The 14,118-nt window shown below is 43.7% G+C and carries 13 protein-coding genes; 6 read left to right on the forward strand and 7 right to left on the reverse strand.

Annotation, left to right across the window (positions count from 1 at the left end):
- Positions 1-113 precede the first annotated feature (113 nt).
- The 6 genes from hpf (at position 114) to yjgA (ending at position 4,335) form a co-directional block, all read left to right on the forward strand.
- On the forward strand, positions 114-422 hold the full coding sequence (hpf, locus tag NKI27_RS14225) for a ribosome hibernation promoting factor (RefSeq protein ID WP_265046696.1): 309 nt from the start codon (positions 114-116) through the stop codon (positions 420-422).
- A 33-nt stretch (positions 423-455) separates the two neighbouring features.
- Positions 456-920: a PTS IIA-like nitrogen regulatory protein PtsN gene (ptsN, locus tag NKI27_RS14230; protein WP_265046697.1), complete on the forward strand. Its 465-nt coding sequence runs from the start codon at positions 456-458 to the stop codon at positions 918-920.
- Positions 921-1,022: 102 nt separating this feature from the next.
- Positions 1,023-1,901, forward strand: coding sequence for an RNase adapter RapZ (rapZ, locus tag NKI27_RS14235; protein WP_265046698.1), 879 nt, complete (start codon positions 1,023-1,025; stop codon positions 1,899-1,901).
- 19 nt (positions 1,902-1,920) lie between these two features.
- The gene (locus NKI27_RS14240) at positions 1,921-2,190 is read left to right on the forward strand and encodes an HPr family phosphocarrier protein (protein WP_265046699.1); all 270 of its coding nucleotides are present in this window, start codon (positions 1,921-1,923) and stop codon (positions 2,188-2,190) included.
- A 214-nt stretch (positions 2,191-2,404) separates the two neighbouring features.
- Complete coding sequence (gene mgtE / locus NKI27_RS14245; RefSeq protein ID WP_265046700.1) at positions 2,405-3,766, forward strand: magnesium transporter; 1,362 nt, start codon at positions 2,405-2,407, stop codon at positions 3,764-3,766.
- Positions 3,767-3,801: 35 nt separating this feature from the next.
- Positions 3,802-4,335, forward strand: coding sequence for a ribosome biogenesis factor YjgA (gene yjgA / locus NKI27_RS14250; RefSeq protein WP_265046701.1), 534 nt, complete (start codon positions 3,802-3,804; stop codon positions 4,333-4,335).
- Between the two features lie 18 nt (positions 4,336-4,353).
- Here yjgA and NKI27_RS14255 read toward each other — a convergent pair whose 3' ends face one another.
- From NKI27_RS14255 to NKI27_RS14285, 7 genes are all read right to left on the reverse strand, one after another.
- The gene (locus NKI27_RS14255) at positions 4,354-5,205 is read right to left on the reverse strand and encodes a carbon-nitrogen hydrolase family protein (protein ID WP_265046702.1); all 852 of its coding nucleotides are present in this window, start codon (positions 5,203-5,205) and stop codon (positions 4,354-4,356) included.
- Complete coding sequence (locus NKI27_RS14260; RefSeq protein ID WP_320109431.1) at positions 5,205-9,101, reverse strand: YhdP family protein; 3,897 nt, start codon at positions 9,099-9,101, stop codon at positions 5,205-5,207. Before NKI27_RS14260 ends, NKI27_RS14255 begins: the two co-directional genes overlap by 1 nt.
- A 93-nt stretch (positions 9,102-9,194) precedes the next feature.
- Positions 9,195-10,685 (reverse strand): ribonuclease G, encoded by a 1,491-nt coding sequence (rng, locus tag NKI27_RS14265; RefSeq protein ID WP_265046704.1) that lies wholly within the window; start codon positions 10,683-10,685, stop codon positions 9,195-9,197.
- A gap of 89 nt (positions 10,686-10,774) precedes the next feature.
- The gene (locus tag NKI27_RS14270) at positions 10,775-11,386 is read right to left on the reverse strand and encodes a Maf family protein (protein WP_265046705.1); all 612 of its coding nucleotides are present in this window, start codon (positions 11,384-11,386) and stop codon (positions 10,775-10,777) included.
- Positions 11,387-11,398: 12 nt separating this feature from the next.
- Positions 11,399-11,878: a rod shape-determining protein MreD gene (gene mreD / locus NKI27_RS14275; protein ID WP_265046706.1), complete on the reverse strand. Its 480-nt coding sequence runs from the start codon at positions 11,876-11,878 to the stop codon at positions 11,399-11,401.
- On the reverse strand, positions 11,878-12,816 hold the full coding sequence (gene mreC, locus NKI27_RS14280) for a rod shape-determining protein MreC (RefSeq protein WP_265046707.1): 939 nt from the start codon (positions 12,814-12,816) through the stop codon (positions 11,878-11,880). Before mreC ends, mreD begins: the two co-directional genes overlap by 1 nt.
- A gap of 92 nt (positions 12,817-12,908) precedes the next feature.
- Positions 12,909-13,946, reverse strand: a complete 1,038-nt coding sequence (locus NKI27_RS14285; protein WP_265046708.1) for a rod shape-determining protein — start codon at positions 13,944-13,946, stop codon at positions 12,909-12,911.
- Between the last annotated feature and the right edge of the window lie 172 nt (positions 13,947-14,118).

Below are 14,118 nucleotides of genomic sequence, written 5' to 3' on the forward strand. Positions count from 1 at the left end.
CGAAAAAGTAAAGTGTGAAACGAAAGTAATGAAGTTCTGTTTCTTGTTAACGATTATCGAGTGTTTTGATATAACGTTACAAGGAATATAAATAACGACATCAGGAGCGAAACATGCAATTGAATATTACAGGACACCACGTTGATCTAACTGACTCTTTAAAAGAATACGTCAGCGCCAAACTCGAAAAGCTCGAGCGACACTTCGACCATATTAGCAACGTCCAAGTTACCTTATCTGTTCAAAAACTTCGTCAAATTGCTGAAGCAACGCTTCACCTTAGCGGTGCAGACATTCATGCAACAGCGGAACAAGAAGACATGTACGCAGCCATTGACCAGTTAGTCGACAAGTTAGACCGTCAGATTCTTAAACACAAAGAGAAAAACGTTGACAGACTACATGGTGCGTCAGCTCGTTAGTCCCTTGCCAATAGAAAAGAATAAACATTAATAATGACTGATACGCCAGTTTCAATTCAATCTATCCTGTCTCCCGAGTTGGCTATTTGCGGCCTTCCCGGGAGCAGCAAAAAAAAGGTTCTGGAAGAAATTGCACACAGAATTGCGCAACAACATCCAGACATTAATGAAAACACAATATTTAATAGCCTCATCGGTAGAGAGCGATTAGGCAGCACAGGCATTGGTCAAGGAATTGCCATTCCCCACTGTCGACTAGAAAATTGTCACAAAGTAATAGGGGCTTTACTGACACTGAATGAAAAAGTGCCCTTTGACGCCATTGACAATGAGCCTGTAGACCTACTATTTGTATTAATTGTGCCACAAGAAGCAACCAGTGAGCACTTAGAACTACTTAGCCAACTTGCTGAAAAGTTTAACAACGCAGCCCTATGTCGTGAATTAAGGAGCTGTAAAGATAACGAATCACTCTATAATGCAATTATTCACTCATAACGAAATTATTCAATCACAATAGCGTTTAATGGCCGCCTTCGATGAGTCGTATTCTCAATTGATATCAGCGAAGCGCCCTCCCACACTCATTTAGGTAGCATAATGAAACTTGTTATTGTTAGCGGACGATCAGGGTCAGGGAAAAGCACAGCACTTCATGTTTTAGAAGATCTCGGCTATTACTGCATCGATAACCTGCCGATCGGTCTTTTATTACCTCTAGCAGATGAAGCGCTTGTGAGCGAAGAGTCACGTTTAGAGCGGATTGCTGTTAGCATCGATGCTCGCAACCTTGCCACGGGTATCGACCAGTTTACTGAGACCGCAAAACAGTTCAAAAACCGTCATTTTGACATGGATATTATTTATCTTGACGCAATTAACCAAACGCTTTTAAAACGGTTTGATGCGACACGACGTAAGCACCCTCTCAGCAATGACACCGTATCTCTTAAAGAAGCCATTGAAGCAGAAAAAGAGCTACTGACCCCCATATCATCTGCTGCAGACCTAATTGTTGATACAAGTGATATGACTATGTATCAACTCCGAGACCTTATCAAAGAAAGAGTGGTTGGAAGAACCGGACAAGACATTGCGCTGCAGTTTCAGTCTTTTGGCTTCAAACATGGTGTGCCCATTGATGCAGACTTTGTATTTGATGTGAGGTGTTTGCCTAACCCATACTGGGATCAGTCCCTCAGGGCGTTTACAGGCAGAGATAAGCCGATACATACCTTTCTCGAGCAACACCCAGAAGCTGGCGAAATGCTAGGCGATATAACCTCTTTCTTAAAAAAATGGCTTCCTCAATTCGCAAACTCTAATAGAAGTTATTTAACAATCGCTATCGGTTGTACAGGCGGACAACACCGTTCTGTTTATATTTGTGAAAAGCTAGGAGAAACATTTAAAGAGCTGCAATCCAATGTTCAGGTGCGTCACAAAGAATTACCCTCCCCCCCTGAAGACCGTCATTAACAAACGCTTAGAAACGATTATGATTAAAGAAACCGTCCCAATTATCAACAAACTTGGTTTGCACGCAAGAGCTGCAGCCAAACTTGTTAGTACTGCAACACGCTTTGAAAGCAGTATAAAAGTTGCTCGAAACGAAAAAGAAGTGGACGGTAAAAGTATAATGTCAGTCATGATGCTTGCAGCCAGTTGCGGCACAGATATTGAACTTATTATTGAAGGGTCAGATGAAAACGAAGCACTTGATGCACTAAAAGTACTGATTGCTGACCGTTTTGGAGAAGGGGAATAACCCCTTCTTTTCAACACATAACCCCGCCCTCAACACCAACCTAATGCATAAAGTCTTATTTTAAGCATTTGTTTTTTATCTCTCTTTGAGCATTCTTCTTTTTACAATTTAGCGCTTACGTTATACTTACCGTTATTACATGCGTTTTCACCACGCCTGATCCGTAACATCTAGCCAAATAGAAATTGCCATCACTCTAAATCCAGGTTTACGAATGGATAAAACACTAGAACAAACAAAGCGCCACAAAAAAATACGCAGTTTAAATGATGCGCTAGACAGTGGCGCACTTGACCAAGCCGCTCGTATTTTGAACCGTGGTCTTAGTCCGAGTGATATCGCACACCTTTTAGAGTCCGCGCCACCAAAAGAGCGTTCTGTTCTCTGGGAGCTGATTGATAAAGATTTAGAGGGTGAAATTTTACAGTACCTGACCGATGAGGTACGTAACGACTTCTTGAGCAAGTTAAATCCTCAAGAACTGATCACTATTACCGAAGATTTTGAGACAGATGATCTCGCCGACGTACTTCAGCAACTTCCTGAAAAAATTATTCAGGAAGTGTTGGATTCGATGGATTCACAAGACCGGCACCGCTTAGAAGAAGTACTTTCCTATGCGGAAGATACTGCCGGCGGCCTGATGAACACTGATACCATCACGATCAGGCCAGATATAACAATTGACGTAGTACTTCGCTACCTAAGGCGTCACCGCTCATTACCTGAAATGACCGATAAGTTAATTGTGGTTAACCGAAAAGATGAATTTATCGGCACTCTACCTATCACAACAATGTTGGTTTCAAGCCCGTCCTCGACAGTGCGAGAAGTCATGAATACAGATGCGGTGACTATTTCTGTCTATACCTCTGAGACTGAAGTAGCCAACTTATTCGAACGAAGAGACTTAGTTTCAGCCCCCGTATTAAGTTCAGAAGGTCGGCTACTCGGCCGTATCACCATCGATGATGTCGTCGATGTGATTCGTGATGACGCGGATCACTCATTAATGAGTATGGCCGGTCTGGATGAAGAAGACGATACGTTTACGCCTGTGTTTAAAACGGCCAAACGACGAGCAGTATGGCTAGGTATAAATCTTATTACCGCCTTTATTGCATCCTCAGTTATTGGGATGTTTGAGGCAACAATCGAAAAAGTTGTAGCACTCGCCGTGTTAATGCCGATCGTCGCAAGTATGGGCGGAATAGCTGGAAGCCAGGCTTTAACGCTTGTTATCAGAAGCATGGCATTAGGCCATATTAGCCGTAATAACATTGGCTGGTTATTAAACCGAGAATTTATTGTTGGCGTGCTAAATGGTTTAGTATGGGCACTTGTTGTGGCTGCTGCAGCCATTGTTTGGTTTAACGACCTTATGATTGGTGCTATTATTGCGGCTGCACTGTTAATCAACCTGATCGTTGCGGCAGTAGCAGGGACAATGCTCCCTGTAATATTGCGCGCTAGAAATATTGATCCTGCCCTTGCAGGAGGTGTTATTCTCACCACTATTACAGATGTTGTTGGATTCCTATCGTTTTTAGGACTCGCCACGATTATCTATGCTTGATTGACCCTTTAAGAGCGCCCGCAGGAAAAAGCCAGATGACCGATTTTGAACTACCTGAAGAGTTTGATGAAGAAAATATCATTAGCAAAACATCAATCAAACGCGAAATGCATGAGCTTCAGGCTCTTGGGAAGCGCTTAACTGAGCTCAAGCGTAACCAACTCGAAAAAGTCCCTGTGAGCGAAACGCTTAAAAAAGCGATTGAAGAATCTGCTCGCATTACCCAGCGTGAAGCGACAAGAAGGCATATGCAATACATTGGCAAGCTTATGCGCGGCGAAGACGCAGAAGCGATTCAAAACGCTGTCGATCTATTTGATGCGAGCAGCAAAGCGTTTGCTCAGGCACTTCACTCACTTGAGCGCTGGAGAGACCGTCTAATCGAAGGGAGCAATGATTGCCTAACTGAATATTTCGAAGAGCACCCTAATGCCGATATTCAGCACCTGAGACAACTTGTTCGAAATGCGAAAAAAGACGTCAAGAATGAAAAAAATACAGGCGCAGCTAAAAAACTGTTCAAGTACTTAAGAATGATTGACGATATGGACAATGAAGTCGACGCTTAGGTTTTATAGCAAGCGCAATTAGATTCGTCGATGTGATGATATTGGCATAGCAGCCCTTAACTCTGAAAGCGACGTTAAGTCAATATCAGCACTAATAACACCTTCCCCCGCTTTAGCCATTGCAACGACTTCTCCCCAAGGGTTTATAATCATCGAGTGCCCCCAAGTCTTACGCCCTTTAGAGTGAGCGCCCGTTTGATTTGCAGCTATAACGTAGCACTGGCTTTCAATCGCTCTGGCTCTTAATAAAACCTCCCAATGGGCTTCACCGGTTTTATACGTAAATGCCGCTGGAACTGTTATGATTTGAGCGCCTTGTTTAGCAAGCCGTGTATATAGTTCAGGGAATCTTAAATCATAACAAATAGATAACCCGAGCGTCCCCATAGGGCTATTTGCAACAACAACCTCTGTCCCTGCTTCAAACTGAGCAGACTCGCAATATGAACCGTGTTGATCCCCTACATCTACATCAAATAAATGTACTTTGTCATACCGAGAGACCTCTTTCCCTTGGTCATCATAAACCCAACAGGCAGATCTTACCCGACCATCAATCAGTACACCATCTGGTCTGACTGAGCAAGGTATAGAGCCTGCTACAATCCAAACCTTTAACCTTGCAGATAGCGAAGCGATAAACCGCCTAACATCACCTAAACCGGTCGCTTGCTGCCGCCCTAACTCAAGGGATGCACTGCCATCAAACAGTGAGAAGTTCTCAGGCAAGAGTACCAACGCTGCCTGGTGGTGATCGACTGCTTCGACCACTAACCGCTCAACAGTTTCTAAATTATGTTGTTTATTATCTCCACTCGTCATTTGGATGGCTGCCACACGGTAGGGCGACCTAGAGATCACATCATTCATCACTCGGCTCTCATTCTCTGGCTCGGTGTTAGCCCCTCAAAACGCTCGGTTCGATCAAACACGTTTTTAAGTTTAATTTGAGGGTCATCCCAACGTCCTTTCAGTTCGTATGTTGCACTGGTCAGCTTGCTTAATGGTTCGCCTAACAACTTATCAATAACCCATACTGCACCGCCAATCTGTGGCGCACCTAAAAATAACGCGGCTAAAGGTAAATTTTTAGTTAAAGGCAATATAACGACCATATCCATATTAAGCGTTTCTGCGTTTAAGTCAGCGGAACCTGTAAATTTATATGCGCTAGAAGGCCCCTGTATGGCCAAAGGATTTTCGAGTGTTAATGTCCCTTTGTCTATTCGGGCAACACCTTCAATACGGTCATAGCCTAACCCTTTTTGATAAAGGTCTGAGAAGTCGAGTGTCAAACGGCGTTTAATAGCCTCCGCATTGAGTATGCCGAATACCTTGAATACCTCCGTTGCACTTTTTGCATCCAATAGGGTGCCGTTTTCCAATGATAAAACAACACGTCCTGACAAGTCAGCAAGCTCAAGCTCTGTGGGCGATTCACTCCAAACCAGCGAAACCTCAGACGAAAATTTCTCACTATTTAAGACTTCTGATTTATTCAATGCTTTTGAGATAGCGCCGATATTGCCACCGGCAATGGTCGCGGTCAAAATCGTCGTACTGATACCATAAACATCTTTTACCCAGCTCAAACGCCCTTTTAAATCTGTCCCCGCAAGCGAGACCTTCACATCCTTAGCTACGATGCCATTTGCAACGACGCCATTAGCAACGACGCTGCTATCTTTTTTCACTAAGTCTGCAGACCACTTTCCATAGCTCACATCATTAATAACAAGGTCATCAATCAGGAAGACCATTTCTGGAATATCTGAGGGGGATACGTCCTGTCCTAACTCGGCCGTCTCAGGAATAGTAAGTCGAATTTTTCTTAAGTCTATATTCGGTTTATTCCCCTTTGAGGGCAAGCTTACAGTGCCGGCTAAATCATCACCTTCAAACACTATTGACCAACTATCACCCTCAGACTTTATAACAGCCTCAACGGAATTGAATAGTTGATCATAGATATTTAATGAGCCTACTTTTAAAGCAACTTCTTTAATAAGGCTACTTTCATCATTAGCAGCATTTGACGATATATAGTCTATCCATGGCGCTACCGTTAACTGGTTGAGAGCACCGGTGATAAACAGGCCATCTTCTGAGGCAATTTCAGCTTCTCCGCCCCCTATCAATACACTTCCCGCTTTAAAGTCTCCATTTTCAAAACTAGCGTTCACGCTCGCCAAATCACCTAACCCAGCATCGAGTGCTATAGCATCATCCGTTATTTCCACCTGGATTTTAAGAGGTAGAGCGTTCGATGATACTTTACTGAACGGCTCAGGAAGTAAAATACTTATACCCTGCAAGTCACTCGTTAGCGAAAACTGGGCATTCTTTTGGTCGTCACTTGATAGCGTTAACGCCGCGGTATAAGCAGTTTGCCCCGCAACAGGTAAATGATTGTCTATTGGGAGTTGATCTGTTAGCGCAGAAACACTTATATCCCCTACTAAAACGAGCTGCGTATCCATACCTTCTTGAAAAATATCTGACTGCATATTTAACACTGCAGGATGCCCAAAAACCTCTAGCGCCACACTTTCAGCACTCAATCCTGTCTTGCTCGAAAGAGTGGCTAATCCAGTGACATCTTTAAATACCACATCACTAGGGCTGTGCTTAAATTCCGCATCCTGAACATCGAAAGCGAGGTTATACTCGATATTCTGCGCCATATCATGAAGCGGTATACCCAACTCAATAGTAACGCCAATCTCTCCTTGAAATATTAATTGTTCAGACAGCTTACCTAGATGTTCGCTGACAGGCGAATCGTTTAACCAATACTGAACGTCTTGTTCGTTGGGGCGAGTATGCGTCACTACATTTAACCAAGACTCTGCCTCGTCAAGATCTGCCACTAACTCTACGTGCGTCCCAGTTAAAGCGGCCCCTCGATAGCTCACCTTGGGAGCATCAATATTTAAATAACCATTCTGCAGAAATATTTTACTATTAAGCTCTGTTAATTCAGGCCAGCCAGCATCAAATAGCAAGCGCGCACCGCTCGTATTAAACACCATAGACGAGGTAAAACTATGCGCGGGGGCATCACTCTCTATTGACCCGTAACCGACATAAAGACCACTTTCAACCACTCCACCCTTAATTGATGATTTAAGCCAATCATAAATACCTGAGTCGACAGCGTGATACGGTACAAGCTGATAAGCTCTTGAAGCATCTACATTATTTACGCCGACCCTCAACCCCAAAACATCCTCTTTAGTATCAGACAGCAATAAAGAAAACGCTCCGAATACCAAGCTCTTTTCTGTCAGGTATAAGTTAATACCAGAGGAATAAACATTAATATCACCTGAATCAGCAATGCTCCAATCAACAATGACTTGGCTTTTTTCAAACGACCAACCATCAAGAAATAAGTTTGGGAACGATAATGTAAAATCATCGCTATCGACAAAAACAGCCCCCTCGCGGTCATTAAGCGATAAGTAACCCGTCATTCCAGTCGCACCAGGGGCACCCCCTACAGCCTGTGAAGAAACGTCTTCAATGTTGGCTTCTAGCTGAAATAAAGGTGAGGTTTCGTCAATACGTATGGCTGATCGTTGGTTTAGCGGAATGGTTAACTCCACATTAGTAAGGCTTCCGCCTGGGTGGTAGTCAGCTAGCGCTTTCTGCCCTTTCGGCGGCAAAACATTAGTCGCTAACAGTAACGCCGTCAACATTGATAAATTAACCTGCTGCCCGTTAACGTTTACGGCTTCTTCTGAAAAATGTAACGCATAGTTAGACGGTGTCCAACGGTAACTGGACCACTCCATACTGAGATCATAAATCGACAGTATGTTGGTTTCGCTTAGCTGACTCCAAAAAAAATCAGCTTTTATATTCTTGAGTGGCAATACAGACCCTTTTTCACTTTGCCACTGTAGTGTTTCAGCGTCGATTTCTCCTTGCAGCGATAAAATATCGCCCTCCAAAAGCTCTAGCCATAGCCGACCCGAAGCGTTTATTTTTTCAAGGTGAATACCCTTCCATTGATATGCGCTTAAGTATTGATTAATCAGTGGGCTCGATGCCCAGTCCAAAAAGAGCTTACCCGTAAACTCTTTTGATAAGATCCAGCCAGCACCTTTTGCCGAAAATCGTGCAAATGGACTTTTAGAGTCGGAATCTAAAATCTCGCCGCTGGCACTAAAAGCGCGCCCATCAAAGGTCATTATGGCACTGGGGATAACCCAGGAACTTTGACTTTTTGTTGAGCTAAGCAGCTCTACCGTTACGTCCGAAATCACTAAACTAGGCTGTTCCAAGACCGAAAAGATTTCGTCAAAATTTGTTGATGAAGCACTTCTGTTAACGGGCAGCCCAGGGATATCCCACTCACCGTCACTATTCTGATGTAACGGCAGTGTAATACCGCTAGCTTCTACAGACTGAAATTGTAACGCGCCATTTAATAGACTTTGAAGCACCGACAGGTGAATATAGAAGGTGTTGATGCGTAAGTGAGAGGCTGTTTTTTGATCGCCGCTTTTAGGCAAGTCATGTTTCAACTCTATATCTGAAACAATCAAGACGGGGTCTAGCCACCGCCAACTGCCTTCAACGTCACCAATAGTAACAGGTGCACCGAGCTGCTCACTCAGAAGAATTTCTAAATCAGGCTTATAAGATGAAACAAAAGGAAAGAACTGCCTACCCACAGCCATATAGGCAGCCACTAGCACAAGTAGTATTAGTGCTAGCAGCCATATAAGATGAGTAAACCTACCAATCAATCGATACAAATTCGTTACAATCCGTTAGTTAGCAGGCGTTTCCTGCTATAAGGGCCGCAGCCATACCTGCCAGCCTGTATTGAACCACATTGTGATAAAGAGTTAAATTAACACGACATCGTATTGAATTTGGCTATACATAACCTCTACTTGAAACTTTACACTTTTACCTATAAAGGTCTCTAGGTCGGCCACATTATCAGACTCTTCATCCAACAACCTATCAATTACACCTTGAGAAGCCATCACTAAATAACCCGATGCATCATACGCTCTATTGATGCGTAAAATTTCTCTTAGTATTTCATAACACACCGTTTCTGAGGTTTTAATAAACCCACTACCTTCACAAACACCACAAGGCTCACATAGCGCCTGCCCTAGGCTCTCAGTCGTACGTTTACGCGTCATCTCAACGAGCCCTAACTCTGAAACACAACTCAGTTTAGTCTTTGCGTGGTCTCTCTCAAGCATTTTTTCTAGCATCCTCAGTACAGAACGCTGATGCTCTGGATCTTCCATATCAATAAAATCGAGGATAATAATCCCGCCGAGATTTCTAAGTCGTAATTGACGACTTATAGCCCTGGCCGCCTCAAGGTTTGTTTTGAATATAGTTTCTTCCAGGTTTCTATGCCCAACAAACCCACCGGTATTAACATCAATGGTAGTCATGGCTTCTGTTTGATCAATAATCAAATAGCCACCTGACTTTAACTGAACTTTTCTGCCGAGCGCCTTTTGAATTTCATCTTCAACGCCATATAGGTCAAAGACGGGACGCTCCCCTGGGTAATACTCAAGGCGATCAGTGACATCAATCAGAAACTCTTCTGAAAACGATTTAACTCGCTGAAAGCTTTCTTTAGAGTCAATTCTTATTTTTTCTGTGGCAGGCCTGACTAAATCTCTGATGGTTCTAATACACAAAGGAAGGTCTTGATAAATGACAGATGGCACTTTCGCCGTTTTTATTTTCTCCTGTACAGAAACCCAAAGCCTTTCTAAGAATTTAATATCCGATTTAAGTTCATCTTCCCCTGCACCATCTGTTACGGTTCGTACAATATAACCGGCTAACGGGGCGGTGCTTTCCTGACGGTAGCTTTCTACCAACGCTTTAAGGCGCTCACGTTCTTCATCATCTTCTATACGTTGAGAAATACCTACATGGTCGGTCCCAGGCATATAAACTAAGTACCTGGAAGGGATCGATAACTGCGTGGTTAGTCGTGCGCCCTTAGTGCCGATGGGGTCCTTAGTGACTTGCACAACCAAAGACTGCCCCTCTCTTAATAGTGAGCTAATATCGGGAACCGGCCTACCCTGAGCATTATTGGGAGCATTGGAGTCATCTTTACTGTCTGGGCGAACAATATCAGAAGCATGGATAAACGCGGCACGCTCAAGCCCTATCTCTACGAAAGCTGCCTCCATACCCGGTAAAACCCGCACGACTTTACCTTTATATATATTACCAACAATACCTCTACGACCCGTCCGCTCGATATACACTTCTTGTAGCATACCGTTTTCTACCAGCGCGACTCTCGTTTCAACTGGAGTGACGTTAATAAGAATTTCTTCTGTCATATTAAATTACCCACCACCATCATTCTTATTATGCATTGTTAGCCAATACCTAACCTGCCAACATCGCCCTAAGCCAAACACAATTCTTTCTAGCCCTGTCTATCCCATACCATGACATCAGCCAAGCTTAGCATTTCAGCCACTTCGGCTAACGGAAGACCTACGACAGCACTGTAACTACCGCTAATACGTTCAACAAAAACAGCGCCAAACCCCTGAATACCATATGACCCTGCTTTATCTTGAGGTTCTCCTGATTGCCAATACGCCTTTATTTGATCTTCACTTAATGATTTAAACGTAACATCGGTCACCACCAATTGAGTATTTATTTCTGGTTCTCCACTATTGATGCCACTATGACAGGTCACTAAACAGACCGATGTCATCACTTGGTGCACCCGCCCAGACAGTTTAAGCAACATTGTTTTGGCTTCTGTGAAATCAGCAGGTTTGCCTAGTATTTCACCATCAACAATCACACTTGTATCAGCCCCCAATACAGAAAAAGAAGAATCATCTTGCTGCAGTGCAACACAAGCACTCACCTTTTCCCTTGCCATCCTAAGAACATAACTTGATGCTTCTTCTTGTGGGAGTGGGGTTTCATCAATATCAACAGCTTGCACATTAAAGCGAACACCAATCTGAGCCAGTAACTCGCTACGGCGTGGAGATGCAGACGCTAATATTAATTTCATTACAGCTCCATACTACCGTAGTTTTAATGCCACTTTATCAATAAAAAGGTAAAGAATTGGCCAAGTAATCGCACTGGTCAACGCAGGAAGAAGATAAACCATTCCTGAAACAGGGTTGCCTACGAGGTTTCTAATAAAGTGGCCAATCATCAAGTGAATACCTACCACTAAAAACACCGTAAACGATTGCTGCAACAAAGGAAAAAGCTTAATCCTTTGATGCATAGTTAGCACCAAATAAGCGACAACCGCCAACGAAAGTGCATTGACACCGAGTAAATTGCCTTCAAGAATATCTAATACCAAGCCTGAAGACCAAGCCACCACAACCCCTACGCTAGTAGGCGATTTAATCACCCAGTAAATAACGACCATCGCCACCCACTCAGGGCGTAAATATGAAACAGCATGAGGCAATGCTAAAATACTAAATAGAAACGCAACACTAAAACTGATAAATATAAAGAATGAACCAGACCGAGTAGCGACCATTATTCACCATCCCCTAACTCTTCTGATAACGCGTTGTTATCTTCTATTTCACCGTCTTGTTCATCAACAGAATGTTTAGTCACAACAAGTACCAATAGACTACGATTAAGTTGCGCCCGAGGCTGAGCGGTCACCCTAGCAAACGGTTGGCCTGGGTCATGCTGAACAGAATTGACTTCAGCAACAGGGTAACCAGGCGGAAACTTTCCACCGAGCCCAGAACTGACCAACAGGTCTCCTTCTTGTATGTCAGCGGTGTCAGGTACATTTGCGAGTTCTAAATAGTCGTAATTGCCATTCCCTAAGGCAATCGCCCTAACACCGCTTCTGTTTACCTGTACGGGCACGGCATGGCTGTTATCAGAAATGAGCAGTACTCGACTCGCAAACTCACTTACTTCTATTACCTGACCAAACAATCCGTTTGAGTCCAGTACAGCCTGCCCCACAACAACGCCATCGAGTCGGCCTTTATTAATGATCACATAGTGCTTAAATGGGTCTGGACTGACACCAATAAGCTCGGCAACCTTAACCGTTTCATCAACCACTCCAGAGGCATTTAGCAGCTCTCTCAGCCGTCCATTTTCAGCCATAATAAAGGCAAATTTTTGCGCTTTGCGTTCAAGTACTAATGTTCGCGCTTTCATTGCGTCGACATCTTCTTGCAACTGTACTCTAGAGGTCGTGACCTCATCTACCCAATCGACAACACCTTTTGGAAGATTACTTAGCCATTGCATAGGCGTTAGCGCAGAGCCAAGGGCGTGCCTCACCTTATCTAAATAATCAAAACGGTTATCTACGAATATTAGAGCGCAAGAAAGGATAGCCACCAACAACAAGCGATAGCCTAAAAATGGGCCTTGAACAAAGATTGTCTTAATTGAAGACTCCTTCACTAAGTTCAAATCAGGTTTAAGGGCATACAAACGCATACCCCGTTTTTTATTTTACCGCCAAAACAAAAGCCATATAACGGCAAAAGCCAGACCTTTCATGTCTGGCTTTTAACTTAATAATTTAAGCGTTAGTCTAACGGGAACATCCCAGCATCGCCCTTATCAATTAACTCTAAGGCCTTGCCGCCACCGCGCGCAACACAAGTTAACGGATCGTCAGCTACAATGACAGGTAGACCCGTTTCTTCACTTAATAATCGATCTAGGCCTCTCAATAAAGCTCCGCCGCCGGTTAACACGATACCTCGTTCAGCAATATCAGACGCTAGCTCTGGTGGAGATTGCTCTAATGCACTTTTAACAGCCTGAACAATGGCGGCCAAAGATTCTTGCAACGCTTCGAGTATTTCTTCGCTATTAAGCGTAAAGCCTCGTGGCACACCCTCAGCTAAGTTACGGCCTCGAACATCAATTTCTAGTAGGTCCATACCTTCAAACGCGCAACCAATCTCGTGTTTTATACGCTCTGCAGTGGTATCGCCAATCAAACTGCCATAGTTGCGTCGAACATAGGCGACAATCGCCTCATCAAACCGGTCGCCTCCTATTCTGACAGATTCAGCATAGACAATTCCGTTTAGAGAAATGATAGCAATTTCAGTCGTTCCACCACCAATATCAACGACCATAGATCCATGAGCATCTTCAACAGGAAGACCGGCACCAATGGCCGCAGCCATTGGTTCTTCAATTAGAAAGACCTCTCTTGCCCCTGCGCCTAATGCAGATTCTCGAATAGCCTTTTTCTCGACCTGTGTAGATCGACTCGGCACACAAATTAGCACACGTGGGCTTGGGGTAATAAAACTGTTCTCGTGCACTTTATTAATAAAGTGCTGTAACATTTTTTCAGTCACTACAAAGTCTGCGATAACACCGTCTTTCAAAGGTCGAATTGCCGTTATATTTCCAGGAGTACGACCCAGCATTCGTTTTGCTTCAGCGCCGACAGCTGCAACACTTTTTTGAGATGCATGATTTCGAATAGCCACGACTGAAGGCTCGTCTAGAACAATACCTCTTTCGCGAACATAAATAAGTGTATTTGCAGTACCTAAATCGATTGAAAGGTCGCTCGAGAAAAGACCTCGGATTTTTTTAAACATTCGTTGATTTCGCCCTGGGGTATTTTAATCCTGCCTGAATCAGGTCACTTTTGCTCATATATTGCACTTAACAACTGTACACATTGCGCCAATGAACAAGCGCATTTAACAAAAAAGACTGGCTTCAGGAAACTATTTAACCAAACTAAAAATAGAGGTTGCGGATGCTGCC

Source organism: Alkalimarinus alittae, assembly GCF_026016465.1.
GTDB lineage: Bacteria > Pseudomonadota > Gammaproteobacteria > Pseudomonadales > Oleiphilaceae > Alkalimarinus > Alkalimarinus alittae.

Excerpts from the sequence above, each read along its gene's own strand:
- hpf (WP_265046696.1), top strand. The coding sequence starts at position 114 with ATGCAATTGAATATTACAGGACACCACGTTGATCTAACTGACTCTTTA.
- ptsN (WP_265046697.1), top strand. The coding sequence starts at position 456 with ATGACTGATACGCCAGTTTCAATTCAATCTATCCTGTCTCCCGAGTTG.
- rapZ (WP_265046698.1), top strand. The coding sequence starts at position 1,023 with ATGAAACTTGTTATTGTTAGCGGACGATCAGGGTCAGGGAAAAGCACA.
- NKI27_RS14240 (WP_265046699.1), top strand. The coding sequence starts at position 1,921 with ATGATTAAAGAAACCGTCCCAATTATCAACAAACTTGGTTTGCACGCA.
- mgtE (WP_265046700.1), top strand. The coding sequence starts at position 2,405 with ATGGATAAAACACTAGAACAAACAAAGCGCCACAAAAAAATACGCAGT.
- yjgA (WP_265046701.1), top strand. The coding sequence starts at position 3,802 with ATGACCGATTTTGAACTACCTGAAGAGTTTGATGAAGAAAATATCATT.
- NKI27_RS14255 (WP_265046702.1), bottom strand. The coding sequence starts at position 5,205 with ATGAATGATGTGATCTCTAGGTCGCCCTACCGTGTGGCAGCCATCCAA.
- rng (WP_265046704.1), bottom strand. The coding sequence starts at position 10,685 with ATGACAGAAGAAATTCTTATTAACGTCACTCCAGTTGAAACGAGAGTC.
- NKI27_RS14270 (WP_265046705.1), bottom strand. The coding sequence starts at position 11,386 with ATGAAATTAATATTAGCGTCTGCATCTCCACGCCGTAGCGAGTTACTG.
- mreD (WP_265046706.1), bottom strand. The coding sequence starts at position 11,878 with ATGGTCGCTACTCGGTCTGGTTCATTCTTTATATTTATCAGTTTTAGT.
- mreC (WP_265046707.1), bottom strand. The coding sequence starts at position 12,816 with ATGCGTTTGTATGCCCTTAAACCTGATTTGAACTTAGTGAAGGAGTCT.
- NKI27_RS14285 (WP_265046708.1), bottom strand. The coding sequence starts at position 13,946 with ATGTTTAAAAAAATCCGAGGTCTTTTCTCGAGCGACCTTTCAATCGAT.